16 protein-coding genes and 2 pseudogenes are annotated in these 20598 nt (G+C 71.7%); 11 read left to right on the top strand and 7 right to left on the bottom strand.

What is annotated here, in order from left to right; genetic code table 11:
• The 11 genes and pseudogenes from F3K02_RS04365 to F3K02_RS04415 form a co-directional block, all read left to right on the top strand.
• On the top strand, window positions 1-713 hold a 713-nt coding region (locus F3K02_RS04365; protein ID WP_177133713.1), incomplete at its 5' end, for an aminotransferase class III-fold pyridoxal phosphate-dependent enzyme.
• A complete protein-coding gene (gene bioD / locus F3K02_RS04370; protein WP_177133715.1) occupies window positions 703-1380 on the top strand; it encodes a dethiobiotin synthase in 678 nt (225 codons plus the stop codon). The genes F3K02_RS04365 and bioD, both read left to right, overlap by 11 nt.
• A 4-nt stretch (window positions 1381-1384) precedes the next feature.
• A complete protein-coding gene (locus F3K02_RS04375) occupies window positions 1385-2542 on the top strand; it encodes an aminotransferase class I/II-fold pyridoxal phosphate-dependent enzyme (protein WP_246309175.1) in 1158 nt (385 codons plus the stop codon).
• Window positions 2497-2775, top strand: a pseudogene (locus F3K02_RS27280) (aminotransferase class I/II-fold pyridoxal phosphate-dependent enzyme); the annotation flags it as partial. The gene F3K02_RS04375 and the pseudogene F3K02_RS27280, both read left to right, overlap by 46 nt.
• Entirely contained in the window at window positions 2772-3749 is a 978-nt protein-coding gene (gene cbiB, locus F3K02_RS04385; protein ID WP_177133719.1) for an adenosylcobinamide-phosphate synthase CbiB, read from the top strand. The pseudogene F3K02_RS27280 and the gene cbiB, both read left to right, overlap by 4 nt.
• Window positions 3746-4726 (top strand): aminotransferase class I/II-fold pyridoxal phosphate-dependent enzyme, encoded by a 981-nt coding sequence (locus F3K02_RS04390; protein ID WP_177133721.1) that lies wholly within the window; start codon window positions 3746-3748, stop codon window positions 4724-4726. The genes cbiB and F3K02_RS04390 overlap by 4 nt, the downstream gene beginning before the upstream one ends.
• On the top strand, window positions 4723-6189 hold the full coding sequence (locus tag F3K02_RS04395; protein WP_177133723.1) for a cobyric acid synthase: 1467 nt from the start codon (window positions 4723-4725) through the stop codon (window positions 6187-6189). The genes F3K02_RS04390 and F3K02_RS04395 overlap by 4 nt, the downstream gene beginning before the upstream one ends.
• A gap of 3 nt (window positions 6190-6192) precedes the next feature.
• The gene (cobT, locus tag F3K02_RS04400) at window positions 6193-7260 is read left to right on the top strand and encodes a nicotinate-nucleotide--dimethylbenzimidazole phosphoribosyltransferase (protein ID WP_177133726.1); all 1068 of its coding nucleotides are present in this window, start codon (window positions 6193-6195) and stop codon (window positions 7258-7260) included.
• Between the two features lie 115 nt (window positions 7261-7375).
• The gene (locus F3K02_RS04405) at window positions 7376-8173 is read left to right on the top strand and encodes an adenosylcobinamide-GDP ribazoletransferase (RefSeq protein WP_177133728.1); all 798 of its coding nucleotides are present in this window, start codon (window positions 7376-7378) and stop codon (window positions 8171-8173) included.
• Window positions 8170-8724: a histidine phosphatase family protein gene (locus tag F3K02_RS04410; protein ID WP_177133730.1), complete on the top strand. Its 555-nt coding sequence runs from the start codon at window positions 8170-8172 to the stop codon at window positions 8722-8724. The genes F3K02_RS04405 and F3K02_RS04410 overlap by 4 nt, the downstream gene beginning before the upstream one ends.
• Window positions 8725-8774: 50 nt before the next feature.
• Entirely contained in the window at window positions 8775-10055 is a 1281-nt protein-coding gene (locus tag F3K02_RS04415) for a DUF445 domain-containing protein (RefSeq protein WP_177133732.1), read from the top strand.
• Here the strand turns inward: F3K02_RS04415 and nth are convergent.
• From nth to F3K02_RS04450, 7 genes and pseudogenes are all read right to left on the bottom strand, one after another.
• Entirely contained in the window at window positions 10052-10687 is a 636-nt protein-coding gene (nth, locus tag F3K02_RS04420; RefSeq protein WP_177133733.1) for an endonuclease III, read from the bottom strand. The two genes, F3K02_RS04415 and nth, sit on opposite strands and share 4 nt — an antisense overlap.
• A 14-nt stretch (window positions 10688-10701) precedes the next feature.
• On the bottom strand, window positions 10702-11199 hold the full coding sequence (locus tag F3K02_RS04425; RefSeq protein ID WP_177133735.1) for a DUF2059 domain-containing protein: 498 nt from the start codon (window positions 11197-11199) through the stop codon (window positions 10702-10704).
• A 176-nt stretch (window positions 11200-11375) separates the two neighbouring features.
• Window positions 11376-11876: a hypothetical protein gene (locus tag F3K02_RS04430; protein ID WP_177133738.1), complete on the bottom strand. Its 501-nt coding sequence runs from the start codon at window positions 11874-11876 to the stop codon at window positions 11376-11378.
• Between the two features lie 12 nt (window positions 11877-11888).
• On the bottom strand, window positions 11889-15065 hold the full coding sequence (locus F3K02_RS04435) for a DUF6519 domain-containing protein (protein WP_177133740.1): 3177 nt from the start codon (window positions 15063-15065) through the stop codon (window positions 11889-11891).
• 13 nt (window positions 15066-15078) lie between these two features.
• Complete coding sequence (locus F3K02_RS04440) at window positions 15079-17154, bottom strand: hypothetical protein (RefSeq protein WP_177133742.1); 2076 nt, start codon at window positions 17152-17154, stop codon at window positions 15079-15081.
• Window positions 17151-19961 carry a putative baseplate assembly protein gene (locus tag F3K02_RS04445; protein ID WP_177133744.1) on the bottom strand — a complete coding sequence of 937 codons (2811 nt, stop codon included), beginning with the start codon at window positions 19959-19961 and terminating at the stop codon, window positions 17151-17153. Before F3K02_RS04445 ends, F3K02_RS04440 begins: the two co-directional genes overlap by 4 nt.
• A pseudogene (locus tag F3K02_RS04450) lies at window positions 19961-20598 on the bottom strand (putative baseplate assembly protein); the annotation flags it as partial. The pseudogene F3K02_RS04450 and the gene F3K02_RS04445, both read right to left, overlap by 1 nt.

Here is a 20598-nt window from a genome sequence, read left to right on the forward strand (position 1 = left end):
TGATCATCGAGCCGCTGACCCAGTACGCCGCCGGCATGGCCATGCACGACCCCGTGTACCTGCGGCGCGCGCGCGAACTCTGCGACCAGCACCAGGTGCACCTCGTGCTCGACGAGATCGCGGTCGGCTTCGGCCGCACCGGCACCCTGTTCGCGCACGAGCAGGCGGGCATCCGCCCCGACTTCCTGTGCCTCTCCAAGGGTCTGACCGGCGGCACGCTGCCGCTGTCGGTGGTGCTCACCACCGACGCGGTGTACGCCGCCTTCTACGACGATCAGGTTGCGCGCGGTTTCTTGCATTCGCACAGCTACACCGGCAACCCGCTGGCCTGCCGCGCCGCGCTGGCCACGCTGGACCTGTTTGAGCAGACCGACGCGCTGCGCCAGAACCACGGCACCAGCGAGCGGCTGGCCATGCAGTTCGCGCCGATCTCCGACCACCCGCGTGTGCGCCACGCGCGACGCAAGGGCATGGTCTTCGCGTGGGACGTGCTCAGCAGCCTGCCCGACTTCGGCCGCCGCTACGCCCGCCACGCGCTGGCGCAGGGACTGCTGCTGCGGCCCATCGGCCACACGCTGTACGCCATGCCGCCCTATGTGATCGACGAGGCCGAGGGCGCGCTGCTGGCCCGGGGCGCGCTGGCCGCGCTCGAAGCCACGCTGTCCGAAGAAACCAGCCCGGCGCCGGTGAGCGGGGTGCTTGATGGTGTTTGACGGCTGCTTCGTCACCGGCACCGACACCGGCGTGGGCAAGACCCTGGTCAGCGCCGCGCTGCTGCACACGCTGGCGCGCCACCATCCCCGCGTGGTCGGCATGAAGCCGGTGGCAGCCGGTCTGGTGCAACAGGCCGGCGCGTGGGTGGCGGAAGACGCGCTGGCCTTGCGCGCCGCGTCCACCGTGGCCGTGCCGCCCGCGCTGGACAACCCGGTGGCGCTGCCCGAGCCGCTCTCGCCCCACCTGTCTGCCGCGCGCGCGGGTCGGTGCGTGGGCGTGGCCGAGCTGGTGGCGGCGCACCGCGGGCTGCGGAGCCTGGCCGACGTGGTGCTGGTCGAAGGCTCGGGGGGCTGGCGCGTGCCGCTCAATGAAAGCGAGACCCTGGCCGACCTGGCGGTGGCGCTGGCCCTGCCGGTAGTGCTGGTGGTGGGCCTGCGCCTGGGCTGCCTGAACCACGCGCTGCTGACGGCCGAGGCCATCCGCGCCGACGGCCTGCACCTGGCTGGCTGGGTGGCCAACACCGTGGACCCGGCCATGGCCTGCCGCGACGAGAACATTCAAACACTGCGCCAGCGCCTGCGTGCGCCGCTGCTGGGCGTGGTGCCTTGGCAGCCGGTGCCGGACGCGCGCGCTGTGCAGCTGGAACTGCCTGAAACATGGCGTTGAAAGGATGGCCATGAGCTGGCTGAATGAATTTGACGACCGCCTGGCTGCGCTGGACGCGCAGTCGCTGCGCCGCGTGCGCCGCTCGGTGACGCCCGAGCCGGGCGCCCGCCTGAGCGTGGACGGCGTGTCGCTGCTGGCCTTCTGCAGCAACGACTACCTGGGCCTGGCGCAAGACCCGCTGCTGCGCCAGGCGGTTCACGCCGCGGTGGACCGCTACGGCGTGGGCTCCGGGGCCTCGCCCATGGTCAGCGGCCACAGCGTGGCCAACGCCGCGCTGGAACGCGAACTGGCCGAGGCCGTGGGCCTGCCGCGAGCGCTGTATTTCTACGCCGGCTACGCCACCAATGCGAGCATCGTGCCGGCCCTGGTGGGCGAGGGCGATGCGCTGTTCTCCGACGCGCTGAACCACGCCTGCCTGATCGACGGCGCGCGCCTGTCCAAGGCCACGGTGCACCGCTTCCCCCACGGCGACCTGACCCGGCTCGACGCGCTGCTGGCCGCCAGCCCGGCGCGCCGCAAGCTGGTGATCAGCGACGCGGTGTTCAGCATGGACGGCGACGTGGCCGACATCGCCGGCCTGCACGCGCTGTGCGAGCGGCACGACGCGCTGCTGTTGCTGGACGACGCGCACGGCTTCGGCGTGCTGGGCCCGCATGGGCGGGGCGCGTTGGCCGCCGCCGGCCTCACCGGGCCGGGCGCTTCGCCGCGCGTGCTCTACATGGCCACGCTGGGCAAGGCCCTGGGCGTGGCGGGCGCCTTCGTGGCCGGGCCCGAGCGGCTGGTGGAGTGGCTGCTGCAGAAGACGCGCAGCTACACCTACGCCACCGCCGCGCCGGCCCCGCTCGGCCGGGGGGGGGGCGCCCGGGTTGGGGGGGGGGGGTGCCCCTTGTCGGGGAGGGCCCCGCCCCCCACCGCACAGGCGGGGGTCGCGGCGACCCACTTAAACCCCAACCTCGCAGGTCCCCCCCCCCCCCCCGGGGCGGGCCCCCCCTCTTTGGGGGGGGCCGCGGGGGGCTTGGCGTGGGGCGGCCTCGCGCCCCCGCCCCCCCCCCCCCCCACCCCGGGCGCGGGCGCCCGGGGCGGCGCCGCCGCGCGCGCGGGGCCATCGACGCCGCGGGCTGGACGCTCACGCACTCGGACACCGCCATCCAGCCGCTGGTGATCGGCGACAACGATGCCGCACTGGCCGTGATGGCCTCGCTGCGCGAACAGGGCCTGTGGGTGCCCGCCATCCGTCCGCCCACCGTGCCGGAGGGCACCGCCCGATTGCGCATCGCCTTGTCGGCCGCCCACCAGGCCGACGACGTGGACCAGTTGCTGGCGGCGCTGCACTCGGCTGCTGCTGAGCGGCTGGCCTTGGCCGACACCGCCGCCCTGCAAGGCGCCACGCCATGACCGACCCGCAGGCGCTGTCGCCAGTGGCCATCGGCGCCCTCGCGGTGCTGGTGGCGCTGGGGGTGGACCGCCTGTGGGGCGAGCCGGCGGCGCGCTGGCACCCGGTGGTGTGGATGGGGCGCTACCTCGGCTGGGCCTGTGAGCGCATCGCAACGAAGTTGCCCACGCCGCAAGCCGACCGGTGGCGCGTGTTCGCGCACGGGGCGCTGGCCTGGCTGCTGGGGGCCGTGCTGGTGGTGCTGGCCGGCTGTGCGCTGGCGCGTGTCATCGGCGGTGTGTCGGGGTGGCTGCAGGTGCTGGCGCTGGGCCTGCTGCTCAAGCCCTTGCTGGCCTGGCGCATGCTGCGCGACGAGGTGCGGGCGGTGGAGGCTGCATTGGCTGATTCGTTGCCGGCCGGACGCGAACGGCTGGCCTGGCTGGTGAGCCGCGATGTGAGCACGCTGGACGCGGCCCAGGTGCGCGAGAGCGCCATCGAAACCCTGGCCGAAAACCTCAACGACTCGGTGGTCGCGCCGCTGTTCTGGTTCGCCGTGGCCGGCCTGCCGGGCGCCGCGCTGTACCGCTTCGCCAACACAGCCGACGCCATGTGGGGCTACCGGGGCGAGCGCCAGGGCCGCGACTGGACCTGGGCCGGCAAGTGGGCCGCGCGGGCCGACGACGTGCTGTCGTGGTTGCCGGCGCGCCTGACGGCTGCATTGCTCGGTGCGCTGGGCGCAACCAGCACCTGGCGGCACCTGCCGTCGCAGGCGGGCCTCACGCCGTCGCCGAACAGTGGCTGGCCCATGGCCGCCATGGCACTGGCGCTCAACGTGAGCCTGGCCAAGCCGGGCGTGTACACCCTGCACCCGGCCGGGCGCAGTCCGCAGGCGGCCGACACGGGGCGTGCCTTGCAACTCGCGGGCCGGGTGGTGGGCGCGCTGGCGCTGCTGGCCGGCGTGGTGATCCTTTTCGCCGCAGGGAGGGCGTTCGCATGAGCGGCATTCACGGCGGCCCCGATGCCCTGGGCGTGCCCCGCTGGGATTTTTCAACCAACGCCAACGCCTGCGGCCCGTGCCCCTTGGCGCTGACCGCCGTGCAGCGGGCCGATCCGCAGCACTACCCCGACCCGGCTTACACCGACCTGCGCGCGGCGCTCGCCGCGTTCCACGGCGTGGCGGTCGAGCGCATCGTGGTCGCGGGCAGCGCCAGCGAGTTCATTGCGCGCCTCACGGCGGCGGTGGCTCGCTCGGGCGGGCGGCAGGTCTGGCTGCCCGCGCTGGCCTATGGCGACTACGCACACGCTGCCCAAGCCTGGGGCCTGCAGCGTGTGAATGAGCCCGCCCAGGCCGACCTGCTCTGGCTGTGCGAGCCCGCCAGCCCCTTGGGCAACGCCGAGCCCATGGCGAACACCGTGGCCGGGCAGGGCGGCGTGGTGGTGCTCGACCGGGCCTACGAACCGCTGCGCCTGAGCGGGCACTGCAGCCTGGGCGCCGAAGCGCTGGACCGCGTCTGGCAACTCTGGTCGCCCAACAAGGCAATGGGTCTGACGGGCGTGCGCGGTGCCTACGCCATCGCGCCGCTGCAGGGCCTCGCACTGGCCCGCTCGCTGGAACAGATGGCGCCTTCGTGGCCGCTCGGCGCCCATGCGGTCGCGATGCTCACCGCCTGGGTACAGGCCGACGCGCAGCGCTGGCTGGCGCAAAGCCGCGAGCAACTGACCACATGGAAAGCGGTCCAGGTCGCGTGCCTGGGCGAAGCTGGCTGGGTGTGCCTGCCGAGCGAAGCCAATTACGTCTGCGCCCGGGCGCCGCACGCGCTGGACGTGCCCGCGCTGCGCGCCCAGGGCATCAAACTGCGCGACACCACTTCGCTGGGCCTGCCGGGCCACTGGCGGCTCGGTGTGTTGCCACCAGCGGCCCAGCAGGCGCTGCACACCGCAGTGCTGGAAACCACGAAGGAAACCTCCCCATGACCGCCGTCTGTGTGATGGTGCTCGGCACCACCAGCGGTGCCGGCAAGAGCTGGCTCACCACAGCGCTGTGCCGCCACTATGCGCGCCAGGGGTTGAAAGTCGCCCCGTTCAAGGCGCAGAACATGAGCAACAACGCGCGGGTGGTGGCAGGTCCCGGTGGTGCCCTCGGCGAAATCGGCAGCGCCCAGTATTTTCAGGCCCTGGCCGCGCGGGCCGAGCCCGAGGTGCGCATGAACCCACTGCTGCTCAAGCCCGAGGCCGACACGCGCAGCCAGGTGGTGTTGATGGGGCAGGTGAGCGAAGAACTCTCCACCATGCCCTGGCGCGGCCGCAGCGAAAAGGTCTGGCCGGCGATCACCGCCGCGCTGGACGCGCTGCGCGCCGAGAACGACGTGGTCGTGATCGAGGGCGCGGGCTCGCCGGCCGAGATCAACCTGCACGCGAGCGACATCGTCAACATGCGCATCGCGCGCCATGCGCAGGCGCGCTGCCTGCTCGTGACCGACATCGACCGCGGCGGCGCCTTCGCCCACCTCTACGGCACCTGGGCGCTGCTACCGGAAGACGAGCGCGCACTCATCAAGGGCTTCGTGCTCAACAAGTTCCGGGGCGACGCCACGCTGCTCGCGCCCGGCCCGCAGATGCTGCAAGAGCTGACCGGTGTGCCCACGGTGGCGACGCTGCCGATGTGGTGGCAACACGGCCTGCCGGAGGAAGACGGGGTGTTCGATGACCGCACCCTTGCTTCGGGTGCGGTTCAGACAACGATTGCCGTCATCGCCTGGCCGCGCATCAGCAACCTGGACGAATTCCAGCCGCTGAAGAACGTGCCCGGTGTGCGCCTGGTCTGGGCGCGCAGCCCGGCCGATTGCGCGGGCGCCGACTGGATCGTGCTGCCGGGCTCCAAGGCGACCGTGGCCGACCTCGCCTGGCTGCGCACGCAGGGGCTGGACCAGGCGGTGGCTCAACACGCGGCACAGGGCGGGGCGGTGCTGGGCATCTGCGGCGGGCTGCAGATGCTGGGCGAGGCGCTGATCGACACGCACGGCATCGACGGCAATGCGCCCGGCCTGGGCCTGCTGCCGCTGGTGACCGCGTTCGATCCGCAGAAAACCGTGCGCCACACGCAGGCCCGTTTCAGCGCGCTCGCCGGCCGCTGGAGCGCGCTGTCGGGGGTGGAAACCGCCGGCTACGAAATCCACCACGGGCAGACCGCCCAGCACCCGGCCATGGCCGCCAAGGGCGACGTGGCGCGGGAGGTGATCCCTGGCCTGGCCTGGCAGAACGCCGCGGGCAACGTGCTCGGCTGTTACCTGCACGGCCTGTTCGAAGACCCGCGCGTGCTGCACGCGCTGTTTGGCGCCAGCGCGCCCACGCTGGAGAGCGTGTTCGACGGCCTGGCCGATTTTCTTCAAACCCATGTCGAGCCCGGTGTGCTCGACGCCCTCATCCAACCGGACTGAACCATGACCACCACCGTTCCCACCATCGCCGACATCACCCAACCCGTGCTGGCGGCGCGCCTGCAGCACAAGCTGGACAACAAGACCAAGCCCTTGGGCTCGCTCGGCCGCATCGAGGCGCTGGCGCAGCGCCTGGCCCTGATCCTCGGCAACGAAGCGCCCGAGCTCCAGAATCCCCAGCTGGTGGTGTTCGCCGGCGACCACGGCCTGGCGGCGCGCGGCGTGTCGGCCTACCCGAGCGACGTGACCTGGCAGATGGTCGAGAACTTCCTGGCCGGTGGCGCCGCGGTGAGCGTGCTCGCGCGGCAACACGGCATCGGCCTCACGGTGGTGGACTGCGGCGTGCGCCACGACTTCGCGCCCCGACCCGGCCTCGTGATCAACAAGGTCGCGCCCGGCACCGCCGATGCGCTGGAAGGCCCGGCCATGAGCGCCGCGCAGTGCGAGGCGGCGCTCGCCAACGGGGCCGCCCTGGTGCGCGGGTTGCCGGGCAACGCGCTGCTGCTCGGTGAAATGGGCATCGGCAACACCTCGGCGGCTTCGTTGCTGCTCGCGCGCCTGGCCGGTCTGTCGGTGGCCGACTGCACCGGTGCCGGCACCGGACTCGACGCCGAGGCCGTGCAACGCAAGATCGGCATCCTGCGCCAGGTGCTGGCGCGCCACCCCGATGCCAAGGACCCGCTGGCCGCGCTGGCCGCGTTCGGCGGTTTCGAGATCGCCACCATGGTGGGCGCGGTGCTGCAGGCCGCGGCCGAACGACGCGTGATCGTGGTGGACGGTTTCATCGCCAGCGCGGCCGTCATGGTGGCCGCGGCCTTGCAACCCGCCGTGCTGCAGCGCTGCGTGTTCGCGCACCGCTCGGGCGAGCGTGGCCACGCGCTCATGCTCGCCCACCTGCGCGCCGAGCCACTGCTCGACCTGGGCTTGCGCCTGGGCGAAGGCTCGGGCGCGGCCATGGCCTGGCCGCTGCTCATGTCGGCCTGCGCCATCCTGCGCGAGATGGCGAGTTTTGAATCGGCAGGGGTGTCGCGGCAGGACGAGAATCTGGCAAATGCGACCACCCAAGCCTGAGGCAGACGCTGTGGAGCGCCGTGACTTGGAACCAGGCAGCCGTGGAACCGGCTTCGCCGGGCCACCAGCTGCGTCCCCCGGGGGGGAAGCCGCGCAGCGGCGCAGGGGGGTGTTCATGCCTCTGAAGCATTTTTTCATCGCCCTCCAGTTCTTCACCCGCATCCCGGTGACCGGTCGGCTGGCGCACTGGGCCGGTTTTTCGCCCGCCATGCTGCACGCGAGCGCCGCGCATTTTCCGGGTGTGGGCTGGGTGGTCGGCGGGCTGACGGCGGCGGTGTTTGCTGGCCTGCTCATGTGGCTGCCGGCACAGCCCGCTGCGCCCTGGGTGGCGGCCGTGTTGTGCACCGCGTTCAGTGTCTGGCTGACCGGCGCGTTCCATGAAGACGGCCTGGCCGACACGGCCGATGGCCTGGGCGGCGCGGTGAACCGCGAACGCGCCCTGGAGATCATGAAAGACTCGCGCATCGGCAGCTACGGCGCGGTGGCGCTGGTGCTGGCCTTGTTGTGCAAGGTGGCGCTCATCGCGCTGCTGGCGCAGGCCGGCGGCCTGCTGCTGGCGAGCACGGCGCTGTTTGCTGCCCACGTCAGCTCGCGGCTGATGCCGCTGTTCGTCATCCGCACGCTGCCGCATGTGGGCGACACGCCCACGTCCAAATCCAAACCATTGGCCGAGAGCATCACCACCGCCGGGCTGCTGGCCGGTCTGCTGTGGTGGGCGCTGGCCATGGGGGTGGTTTTTGGCCTGCAGCCGGCCCTTTACTGGGCCGCAGCGGTGCTCGGCGCGCTGCTCGGCCTGGCCTGGATGTGGCGCCTGCTGCGCCGCCGCCTGCAGGGCTTCACCGGCGACGGCCTGGGCGCCACGCAGCAGGTGTGCGAGCTGGCGTTTTACCTGGCGCTGGCGCTGGCGCTGTGAAACTCTGGCTGCTGCGCCACGCCCGGGTGGAGCTCGAATCCGGGTTCTGCTACGGCGCGACCGACGTGCCGGCCAACGCCGCGCTCACGCTGCAGGCGGCCGAGGCCGCGGCGGCGATGCTGCCGCCCGGCTTGCCGGTTTGGGTGTCGGGTCTGGGCCGTGCGCAGCAGCTGGCGCAGGAACTGAACACGCTGCGGCCCGACCTGGGCGACCCGGCCATCGACACCCGCCTGAACGAAATGGACTTTGGCCACTGGGAGCTGCAGCGCTGGGACGCGATTCCCCGCGCCGCGTTCGACGTCTGGATGGCCGACTTCGCGCACCACCGCTTCGGTGGCGCCGAGAGCACGCAGGAGCTCATTGATCGCGTGGCTGACGCGCTGGACGCGCTGCGCGACAGCGCGCTCGGCGAAGCGGTCTGGGTCACCCACGCCGGCGTGATCCGCGCGGCGCAGTACGTCGCCGCCCACGGCCGCGGACCCATTGGCGGCGTGGCGCAGTGGCCAAAAGACGCGCCCGCGACCGGCGGCCACCTCTGCCTTGACTGGTAGTCCGGCGCAAAGCCTCCCGGTGCACACTGTGGCCCATGAATAACCAGCCGATGAAACCATCCGCCAGCCTGGCCCGCATGAAGGCGCTGGCGCTCGGCTTGCTGCTGCTGGCCGTGGTGATCTATGTCGTGGCCACGCTGCTCACCCCGCGCCACCCCGCCTGGGCCTATGTGGCCGCCGCAGCGGGCGCGGCCGTGGTCGGCGCGCTGGCCGACTGGTTCGCCGTGGTGGCGCTGTTCCGCCACCCGCTGGGCCTGCCGATCCCGCACACGGCCATCATCGTGGCCAACAAGGACCGGCTGGGCGCGCAGCTCGCGCGCTTTCTGGGCACGCACTTCCTCACCGCCGAACACGTGCGCCCCATGCTGGCGCGCTGGGACGTGGGGCAGGAACTGGGCCGCTGGCTGGCGCAGCCCGAGTCGGCCGCCCGCGTGGGCCGGTGGCTGCAGCAGGCCACGCCGGCCTTGCTGAACGCGCTCGACCAGACACTCGTGCGCCAGTGGGTGGCGCAACTCGCGCAGCGCCTGCTGCGCCAGGTGGACGTGGCCACGCTCGGTGGCCAGGCGCTCGCCGCGCTCACGCAACACGGCCACCACCAGCAGTGGCTCAACGGCCTGTTGCAGCAGATGGCGCACTGGGCCGAACAGGACACGGTGCAGGAGCAGCTCACCGAGCGCATCGCGGGCGAACTCAAACAACTCAAATACGTGGGCCTCGACCAGATGGCCGCGCGCCTGGCCACGCGCAAGCTCGTGGCCGCGCTCACGCACACCCTGGCCGATGTGGCGGCCGACCCGCAGCACGAGCTGCGCCACCGGTTTGATGACTGGATGGCGCAGTCCATCCAGCGCCTGCAGACCGATGCCGACTGGCAGGCGCGCGTGGCCACCTGGCGCGACGCCTGGCTGGACCAGCCGCAATGGAACGAGCCCATCGAAGCCTGGTGGCACGAGGTGATGCAGCGCCTGGCCAACGAGGCGCAACAACCCGACAACGCGCTCGCCGGGCGCTACGCCAGCGTGGTGCAGACCGCCGGGCGCCAGCTGCTGGCCGATGCCACGCTGCGCGAATGGCTCAACACCCAGGCGCAACAGGTGCTGCTGCGCGTGCTGGAAGGCAGCCGCGACAACATCGTCGGCTTCGTGGCGCAGCGGGTGGAGGCCTGGGACGCGCACGACATGAGCCGCGTGCTGGAAGACCACATCGGCCGCGACCTGCAGTTCATCCGCATCAACGGCACGCTGGTGGGGGCGCTGGTGGGGCTGCTGCTGCACGCCGCCACGGTGATCGCCATGGGCCTGCCGCTGGTACGGTCCTGGATGCAGCCTTAGCCTGTCGTCTTCGGCTTGAAGTCGCAATACGCCGACACCGCGCAGCGGTGGCACAGTGGCTTGCGCGCCTGGCACACATAGCGCCCCAGCAGGATCAACCAGTGGTGCGCGTCCACCGCGTAGGCCGGCGGCACACGTTTCATCAGCTGCTGCTCGACCGCCAGTGGCGTCTTGCCCGGGGCCAGGCCGGTGCGGTTGCTGACGCGGAAGATGTGGGTGTCCACCGCCATCGTGGGCTGGCCGAAGGCCACGTTGAGCACCACGTTCGCCGTCTTGCGGCCCACGCCGGGCAGGGCTTCCAGGGCCTCGCGGGTGCGTGGCACCTCGCCGCCGTGGCGCTCCACCAGGATGCGGCAGGTTTCCATCAGGTGCTTGGCCTTGCTGCGGTACAGGCCGATGGTCTTGATGTAGCTCTCCAGGCCCTCCTGCCCGAGCGCCAGGATCTTCTGCGGCGTGTTGGCCACCGGGAACAGCTTGCGCGTCGCCTTGTTCACGCCCACGTCGGTGGCCTGGGCCGAGAGCAGCACGGCGGCCAGCAGCTCGAACACGCTGGTGTATTCCAGCTCGGTCACCGGGTGCGGGTTGGCGGCCTGGAGTGTTGAAAAAAAGGCTTCGATGGCGGCGGGTTTCATGGGCTGATGCGGTTTTACAGGGTGACGCCCTTGGACGCGAGCCGTTCCTTGACCCGCTGTTCCACCTTGGGCCCGAGCAGTCGGCCGAACTGCACGCCGATTTCGAACGACTCCCGGTTGAGCGCGGGCGTGACGAGGGTGAGCTTGCGGCCGGTGTCCGAAGCGTAAAACACCAGCAGTTGCCGGATGTCATCGGCGCTGAAATGCTTGTGGTACAGGTGCACCATCAGCGCCTTGAACACGCCGATGTTTTCATCGAACACCGCTTCGTGGGCTTCGGCGACGATGCGCAGGTGTTCTTCAGTCAACTTGGGCTGCTTCTGGCGCAGCTGCAGCACCAGTTGCTGCAACACGGTGTTCATGTTGGCGCGCGCGTTGCTCATGGTCTGGGTGAGTTCGAGCAGCTGCTCGATGTCGGCGCGCTTGGCGTCGTCCAGTTCCTGCGCCCAGGCGCTGTGGCCGAGCGTCAGACACAGCGCGAGGGCTGCGAGCAGAGAGCGTATGTAGGGCATGGTCAGACCGGGAGAAGTGGCGGGGCGTCTGCCATCTTATGTGCTTCCCGTTCCAGATACCGGGACACGGCCATGCCTCGGCCATTCGCCGACCGCCTGAACAAGGCCGAAACCTCCGCCATCCGCGAACGCTTCAAGCGGTTCGGCAAGACCCCCGTGTCGCCCTGTGCCACGCCTCAGGCGCTCGCCGCTTTCAGGTCTTTCAGCATGCCCTGGATCGCCGCCTCCACGGTCTTGGCGCGCTCGGCGAGCTCCTTGCCTCGCAGCTCCAGGGCCTTGGTGGTCAGTGCGGCCTGTTCTTTCAGTTCGGGCGATTTTTCCAGGGTGCGTTTGAAGGCGTCGCTGCGGATCAGGGCACTGTGCGCCTTGTTGTCGGCCAGGCCCTGCTGGGTGCGTTGAGCCAGCTGTTTGCCGTAGCTGGAGAGCGCCTCGCCGATCTCGCTGGCGATCTGGGCGGGCGGATCGTCCGCCGCCCGGCGGGCCTTGGCCCGCAGTTCCGGGAGGTCGGGCACCTGGAGCACGGCGCCCTTGGGCAGGGTGCTCAGATCGTTCAGCCGCGGGTTGGCTTTCAGGATGGCGGCCTCGGCTTTTTCGCGCTGCTTGGGGGTCAGGCGCTCGAACATGACGTCGGCGATCTCGGCCACGGACTTTTCGCCGCGGAAGCTGGTGATCGGCATGGCAAGTCTCCTTCAGAGGCCAATGATGTTGGTCAGGTTGATGTCGGCGGGGGTGGGCGTGCCGCCCTGCACCACGATCGGACCGGTGCTGGTGTTGCCCATCACGATGGCGCGTTTCAACTCGGGCAACAGGAACAGGGTCTGCAGGTCTCCCAGGCCGATCAGCCGGTTGTTGCTGGCGTTGAGCGTGCGCGCAGCGAACTGGCCGATCACCGGCTGCGGGCTGCTTTCACCCACCGCTACGCAGTGGTTGGTGTTGAACAGGCAGTCGGCGACGCCGCCGCAGCGGTTCAGCGGCACCGAGGACAGGTGGCCGCGCAGCCGGTTGCCGCGGATGGACAGGATGCCCGTGCGCGCGGGCACGGCCGCCGCCAGGCTCTCGGTCAGCAGGAAGCCCGCTTCGCCTGCCGCGACGTGGCTGGCCATGGCGAAGTGGGTGAAGCGCACGCTGCTGCCGGGCGCGATGTTGATGGCGCGCCAGGCCAGCGGCTCGGGCTTCTGGTCGTCGGCGCCGATGCGGTCCACCTGGTTGTCGTCGATCGCGCAGTGTTCAAACGGGGGCAGCACATGCAGGCCGCTGATCTGGCCGCTGCCGCGGTCCGGGCCGATGCCGAAGCAGCGGTTGCCCGCGATGCGCAACTGCCCCATGGCCAGCGCGCGCACCGCGTCCACCGCGGGCGACCCGGTGGCCGTGCGCGCGACCAGGCCCACGCTGTTGTCGAGCAGGTCGGCGCGTTCCACGCGCACCAGCTGGATCGCGGCGAAGGCGGTGTTCTCCACGTTCGCGGCCTGGCCGATGTCGTGGCACTGGTTGCCCGAAAAGCGCAGCACGCCTGCGGAGCCGCTGCGCGCCATCACCAGCGCACCCAGCCCCAGTTGTTCGAAATGGTTGTCGCTGATCACCGCGTGCTCGACGCGGTGGCTGATCAGCACACCGTTGCCCCGCAGCGCGCGCAGGCGGTTGCCGCTGATGCGCGCGCGATCCAGCGCCACCGGGTCCAGGCCCTCTTCGAGCACGATGCCGTCGCCGCTGCGCTCGTTGGAGCCGGAGATCTCGTTGCCCTCGATGGACAGGCCATCGACCCCGGCCCGGATGCCGTCGCCTGCGGTGTAGATGACGTTGCTGGCAATGTCCATGGGCGAGCCGGGCAGGGTGGCGCCGGTGGCGACCACGGCGGCCTGGTTGCCCACCAGCATCAGGTTGTCCACGATGCGCGTGTTGCCGAAATGCAGGCTGAGGCCGTCGAGGTTGACCGCGCGCTGGCTGCAGAACATGAGGTTGCGCGCGATCCGCAGTTCGGCGGTGAGCAGGTGCTTGCGCTCCCGGTCTGTGACTGAAGCGATGCCGCGCTCGGCCACCAGCGCGCACTGCTCGATCTTCGCGCCGAGCACGTTGCCGGCCAGACCGATGGCCACGCTGGTGCCGTTGCCCACCGACAGGCCGAGCACGTTGATGTGCTGCGCGAGCAGGTCGATCACCTGGGTGGCCAGCAGCATGGCGGTGGTGCCGGAGGTGCGCGCCGAGCCGAGCAGGCTGAGGTTTTCCAGCGCCACGCCGTTGCTGTCGTGGATGTTCACCACGGTGCCGGGCTCGGCGCCCTGCAGCACGGTGGCCCAGCCCTGGCCGCGAATGCGCAGCGAGCGCGCGCCCTCGATGTTCAGCGGCGCCGAAAGGACGTAGGTGCCGATGCCCAGGCAGACCGTGCCCCCGGTGGCCTGCAGGCTGTCCACCGCCTGTTGCAGCGTGGCGCTGCCGTTGTTGTGGTTTTCCGCGCTGACGCAGACCGAGCAGTCGCAGCCGTGGCCCTCGGGCATGGGTGGCCACAGCGTGCGGCAGTCGGTCTCGGCGTCGGGGAAGTTGACCACGGCGAGCCGGGCGTGGTGGTGGTGGATGCCCAGCGGCGGGGCGCGGTCCAGCTCTTCGATCTTGGCGTTGGTGCTGCGTGCGGCGAACACCCAGTGGTCGCCGCTGTGGAACTGGCCGCCGGCCGGGTCGAGGCTGAATTCGACCAGGACGCCGTGTTCCAGGAACAGGCGCGTGCCCAGCGGTGGGACCAGGATCGCGCCGGTGCTGGCGGGCGCGTCAAGGTCCTGGCCGGCCACCGCGCTGCCGTCTTCGCGGCGCACCTGGCCCGACTGGTCCCAGCGCCGCACCCGGGTGTTGCGCAAGGGGTCGGTGGCCTGCTGTGGATCGGTGGGGAACAGGCCGGCGCTCAGCGGCTGGTCAAATGTCAGTGTGCGCGCGGTCACGTCCACCCCGCTGGCGGCGCGGATGCGGCGCAGCTCGCCGGGCAGGCCGTGCAGCTCGCGGTGGTCGTCGGTGACTTCGACCCAGTCGCCGTCGTTGAAGCGCAGCACGTCGTCGCGCCCGATGCTCTCCACTGTGACGCGGTCGCGTGCCGGGTTGATGTGGGTCGCGCGCGAGGCCACGCTGGCGTTGTCGCGCGACCACTTGAAGGTGGCCGTGCCGAGCGCGCCGCCCTGGTGCACCTCCACGCGGTAGAGCTGGTTTTCCAGCCCGCGGTAGCCCGCGGCCGGCGGCACGCTGCAGGGGTTGGGCTCGAATCCGGGGTCGCCGGTGGCGGTGGACAGGCGCGCGGCCGAGGGCGCGGTGGCGGCCGCCCAGCCGGGGATGTCTTCGTCGGGCGTGGCGCAGCTGATCGCGCCGACGTTGGGCAACACCTTCACCTGCCACACCGTCTGGCGCCGGCCGGTGGTGTCCACCCCGATGGCCGGCTCGATCAGCCCGGGCGCCTGCAGCGCGGTCACGTCGCGTTGCCACACGTCCAGGTACACCAGGTGCGGCCCTGCGCCGGGCAGCTCGGGCGGCTCGGGGTAGTAGGGCTGGTCCAGGTAGTCCAGCGCGGTGGTGCCGGCCGGTTCGGCCAGGTGGGGGTCCCAGGCGTCGGGCGTGCCGCCGTGGTTTTCGGCCAGCAGGCCATCGACGTACATGCGCCCCGGGCCGATGCTCAGGGCGCCCGCGGCCGCCTCGATGCGAAAGCCGTCGGGCGTGGTGCGCGGCACCACGCTGCCGTTGAAGGTGTCCCAGCTGCCGGCCTGCAGACGCCGGCCGAGCTGGGCCACCCACTCGTTCCAGTCCGCATCCAGCTGGACGCGGCCCTGTTGCATGACCACGCCCAGGAAGTCCTGGCGGGCGTCAAAGCGCACGCGGCTCAGATCGAAACTCATGGTGCTCCCTCCTTCAGGATTCGTAGAAAATGCCTGCCCTCAACCCGACCCGCAGGTACTCGGCGAGGCGGATGCGCAGGTTGGCTTCGCGCTGCGCGCCGTGCAGGTGGTGAAAGACGCCCATTTCGCTTTCGTCGTCGGCGCCGCGCAGCACCTCGGGCGGTGTCGAGCGGGCGAGCTGGGCGTAGGCCGGTGTGCCGTAGACCAGCGAGGTGAAGCGCGGCGCGATGTGCTGCGCATCGCTGGCCGAGCCGGGCTGGCAGCGGAACCGCGTGGGCACGATGGCGCCCAGCGGCAGCCAGGAAAAGCGCACGCAGCCCACCTGCTTGCGCGCGGCGCGCACCGGTACCGCCCAGCTGTCGCCCTCGGCCAAGGCCGCGAGCAGGATGCTGTTGGACACGCTCATCTGCGCCGCGTGCAGCTTGCCCACCACGGTGCAGGCCTCCAGCGTCAGCGCCGCGCCGGGGCCGCTGCCATCGAGCGCGGCCAGCGCCACGCCGCTGCGCGCGGTGGCGTCGATCAGGCTGTCGTGCGCGCTCAGGCTGGCGCGCTCGTGGCAGCGCACGGCGCCCACGATGCAGCGCTCGATGTGCGTCTGCAGACCGGCAATCTCCAGCAGCAGGCTGGGGCTGGCGGGCTGCGCCGGGCTGGCGTCCGGGTTCAGGGCGATACCTGGCACCAGGGTGCAGTGCAGCAGGTTCAGCTGCTTCAGCGCGTTCGTGCGGTCGTCGGGCACCACCAGTGGCGCGCCGGTGATCAGCAGGCCGTTGAGCGTGCAGGCGGCGTTGGCCCCGCCGGTGACGGTGCAGCCGCCCAGGTCGAGCACCGGGCGGCGGCCGTTCTCGGCCCGGATCTCGATCTGCCCGTCGGCCACCACGGCCAGGGTCAGCGTTTCCGTGTAGCGGCGGCTGTCGCGGATTTCCACCACGCCATTGCCCGCGATCTGGGTCAGCGCCGCGCCGATGCTGGGCTGGTCGTCGGGCACGCGCACCACCAGCGTGGTCGCGGCCGGGGCGGGCAGGCTCTCGCCGCGTTCGTACTCGCCGCCGCCCAGGTCGGCGCTGAAGCCTTCGTGCCAGGTCAGGCTGAGTTCGGCCGGGTCGTCGGCCTCCGGCGGCAGCGCGATGCGCCCGAGCACCGGGTCGATGGCGTAGACGCCCGCCGGGGGCGGCGTGTGGGCCCAGCCCGCGCCGTCGTCGCCCAGGTTGCAGATCACGATCTGGTCGCGCTCGATGGGCGTGCCGTCCACGCTGAGCAGCAGCGCGGGTTCGGCGTTGTCCGCGGGCGCCGCCGCGTGGGCCCGCGTGCCGTAGTGCTCTGCCAGCTCGGCGGCCAGGCGCCGGCGCGAGAGCGGGCCCGGCACATGGGCCGGCTCGGCGAGGTGGGTGATGTCGTCCTCGGCGCGCGGGCGGTTGAACAGCGGCAGGTCGTGGTTGAGCGGGCTCACGCGGTAGCGGCGCGGCCCCACCCGCAGCGCCGGTGTGTCGCGGTGCCGGTAGGCCTGGATGCGCCACAGGTGCAGGCCCACGTTGGGGATGTTGTGGCGCCCCCGGCCCGATTCGATGCGCCGCACGTCCACCGTGCGGTTGGCGCTCTCGAACGCGGTACCCACGAACTCCAGCGCCGCCCCCCGCCGCAGGTCGGGCGACTGCAGGTTGTGCGGGCGGGTGTGGTTCATGTATTGCGTGGTGACGATGCGCTGGAAATACTCCACGGCGCGCGCGTCCCAGCCGGTCACGTCGCGCGCGAGCTGCTCCAGCACCAGCGCCGTGCCCTTGCGCCGGCGCAGGGCGATGGTGTGCGCCACCTCGGCGCGCGCGCTGGCCACCTTGGGCGTGACGCCGTGCAGGCTCTGGTAGCCGATGAGGTCGCCGATGTAGGGCACGGCCCAGTCGGCGCAGGTCTCGATGAACAGGTCGTCGTGGAGCTGCTCCAGGCTTTCCCCGGCCACCGCGATCTGCTCGGCCAGCACGCCGATCAGCTCTTCGAGCGGCCCGCGCTCCAGGCCCAGGGTCTGCGCGAGCTCGGCGTCGCGGATGCGGTGGATGGCCGGCAGCAGTTCAAAGAGCGACTGGGTGTCAGCGCTCATGGCATCACCTCCAGTTCCACCGGCTCGTCGGCCAGGGTGAGCAGTTCGGCCGGCAGCGGCTGGCCGGTGAGCGAGGCCACGGGCAGGGCCGCGAACAACCGCGGCACCAGGCCCGGGGCCTGGCCCACGCGGTGCAGGCGGGTGACGTGCACCGCCTGCACGCCCGCCACCGCCTGGGCCACGGCCGACACCTCGTCCACCGACACGGTCTGCCCGAACTGGCGGCGCGCGAAGCTGAAGTGCGCGCGCAGCGCGGCCTCCAGGGCCTGGAGCACCGTGTCGGTCTCGTGGCTGGCCAGCACCTTCACCGAGAGCCGGGTGCGAAACCGCACGCCGAGGTGGTTGTGCAGGTGCATAGGAACCAGCGCGTCGCCGTGGCTGCGCAGCGCCGCGCCCAGGCTGGCGAAGGTGGCGCCCGACGGCGGCACCACGGCGCCGTCTACCCCGGCGATGGTCAGGAACACGCCCTGCGCGGGGCCGGCGGGAATCCACAGCGCGTGGGCCTTGTCGATGCCGGCGAAGGCGCGCGCGAAGCTGGCGTAGTCGGTGATCGAGACCGCGCGGTCCAGCGTCAGCACGGTGAGCGGGGCGTTTTCGCGCGCGCGCTCCAGCAGCTCACCGTCTTCGCCGCCGGTGGCGGGCTCGGGGTTCACCACCTCGCTGACCCCGAGCGGGCGCGACAGCAGCGTGGTGAGCTGGCCCGCGGCCACGTTGCCGGCCACGCCCAGGCCTTTGCGGTAGCGCGCGCGCACGTTGCTCTGCCCGCTGGGCAGGCGCGCGCCCTCCACGCCGTCGCCGAACTCCACCGTGGTCAGGCCGTCGTCGTCCTGGCGCGTCTGGTAGACGCGGGCGTCGGGGCTGGCCTGGTAGAGCGTGGGCGCCTCGGTCCACAACACGTCGGCCACGCGCAGCTCCAGCGTGGACGCGCCGCCGCTGGGTGTGGGGGCGCTGACGTAGGTCAGCGGCGCCTGGTTCAGCACGAAGCGCTGGCCCGCGCTGCCCGCGTCGCCGTTGCCCAGCAGCGCCTCGACCGTCTCGCCGTGCGTGGCGGGCGCCACGTTGCCGTTGACCCGGACGCTGGCGCGCTCGTAGACGTGGCGCAGCGCGGCGTCGAGCTTGAGCTGCGTGTGGTCGCGCTCCAGCAGCACGGCCTGCCCGGTGGCGGCGATGTGGGCGATCTCACGCACCAGCGGGTCGTCCTTGCGCGCTGGCGCCAGCCGCAGCTCGTGGCCCTGGGCCACCAGCGTGCCGCTGCGGCCGTCGCGGTCCATCAGGGCGAGCCGCAGCCGGGCCGACGGCTGACCGAGCAGCGCGGTGAAGGCCTCGGCGCCGAGCGTGATGGCCGTGAAGAACAGCAGGCGGCTGGCCGGCGCGGTCATGAAGAGTTCGTCGCCCTCGGTCAACGCCACGCTGCCGCCCTGCGCGAGCTGCAGCGACAGGCCCTTGGCGCCCGCGGCGATGGCAATGCGCTGCCGGGTGCCCGAGACCGCCAGCGCCTGGTCCGGCAGCAAGCCGTCCACGCGCTGGCCCAGTGTGAGCGCGTCGCCCTGCACCGGGTGGAACAGCGGCGTGTCCACCGTGGCCAGGCGCTCGCTCTGCGCGAGCACCAGGGTGTTGCGCAGGCCGAAGCGGGCCGCGCTCAGGTTTTCGGTGGTGTCGGGCGTGATGCGGGTGGTCTTGCCCGAGATGCCGAAGTCGTTGCGGCTGAGCTGGCTCACGCGCTGGGCGCGGTAGAGCTCGGTGTAGCCCGGCAGGTCGGCGCTGCCCAGGCCGGCCTCGTTGGACACCAGCGCGAACCAGGTGCCGGCGGTGATCTTGGGGTTGGCGCTCTCCAGGTCCACCGTGGTCCCGTTGATGTGGAACTGGTTCCACTTCCAGTTCGAAGGCGTGCTCTTGTCGATCTTCTGCGCCAGGTTGGAGCCGCGGCCGCTGAGCAGGTTGGGGTCGGGCGCGTTGTGGCCGAAGAGCGCCGTGCGCTGGCGAAACGCGTGCACCTCCACGCCTATGCCGGCCGGGCTCATGGGCGGGAACGCACTGCCCAGGGGGTGCTGCCACACCACGCGGGTGCGGGCGTTGGCGTTGTCGGGCAGCACCGCGCTGAGCACGCGCACGTCCCAGTGTTCGCCGCCGGGGTCGCTGATGCGGTCGCTGCCCACGATGAGGATCGGATCGCCCGGCTGCAGCTGCGTGGCCAGGCCGTCGAGCCAGAGTTCGGTGTCGCCCGACTGGGGCCGCCAGGGCACCCGGGTCTGCACCGGCATGGCGTTCCACTGCACCCGCGCGGGGATCTCGGCCACGGTCTCGAAACTCTGCGCCGTCTCGTCCTGGCCGGGCACGCTCTGCACCCGCGTGCCCACCGGAATCTGGATCGGCTCGGGCGGCGCGGCGCCCGGCGCCTCCAGCAGCTTGAACGCCAGGTGGGTGCTGGCGGCCACGCCGGGCGCGAGCCGGTAGCCGATCAGGCGCGCCATCTCGCGCACCGAGAGGCGCTCGGTGGCGGTGCGCAGGTAGTGTTCCTGCGCGTAGCGTTCGGTGTAGAAGCTCAGCACGTCGAGCGAGGTGGCCATGGCGTCGGCCAGCGCCAGGCTGAAGTCGCTCATCTCGCGCGTGCCCAGGGCGGCCAGTGCCGGCGTGTCGGTGCTCGACAGCCGGGCCTGCATCGAGGCCAGGAAGTCGCCGTGGCGGCCCACCCGGTAGGCAATGGCCGACAGACCGGGCGGGTTGTGCACGCGGGCCGGGGTGTCGGCGTCCACGCCGGCGCAGCAGCCGCAGTCGCCGTTGCCGGCGGGGGTGTCATGGCCACTCATCACTTGCCTCCGTGCAGTTCAAGCCGCAGCACACCGTGCTCGGGGAAGTTGGGGTCGTTGTCCAGCCGCGCGATCTCCAGCCGGCCCAGCGTCATGAAGCCGTCGGCCAGGGGTTTGGGGTCGGGCTGGCCCTGGCGCTGGAAGCGCGTGACCTGGACCGAACTCACGCCGGCCACGGTGCGCGCGGCCGCGTACAGCGGGCTCAGGAACACGGTCTGGCCGAAGCTGAAGTGGTCCGGGTGGAACAGGCCGCGCGTGCCGTCGGCGCGGGTGCGACTGCTCAGCACGTCGAGCAGGCCGCGGCTGACGTCACTGCGGAAGTGGTCCTTGTGGACGCAGACCAGCAGGTCGATCTCCAGCGACACCGCGATCGGGTCGTGGATGCGCAGGTCGTGGCCGGCCATGCGGTAGCGGTCCAGGTGGGTGCCGACCTGGGTGGCGAAGGCGGGGTCGATGATTTCACCGTCTTGCCGGTCCACGGTGACGAACACGGTGTGCCAGCTGCCGGTCCAGCGCAGGCTGGCGGCGGCGCGCTGCACCTCGGGCAGGCGCTCGGTGACGGCGGCGTAGTCGGCCGTGGTCACGGCGCGCTCCTGGGTGCGAAAGGCCTGCGGTGCGCGCCGGCGCACCTCGGCGG

Origin of the sequence: Hydrogenophaga aromaticivorans (assembly GCF_013387465.1) — a bacterium.
Classification (GTDB): Bacteria; Pseudomonadota; Gammaproteobacteria; order Burkholderiales; family Burkholderiaceae_C; genus Hydrogenophaga; species Hydrogenophaga aromaticivorans.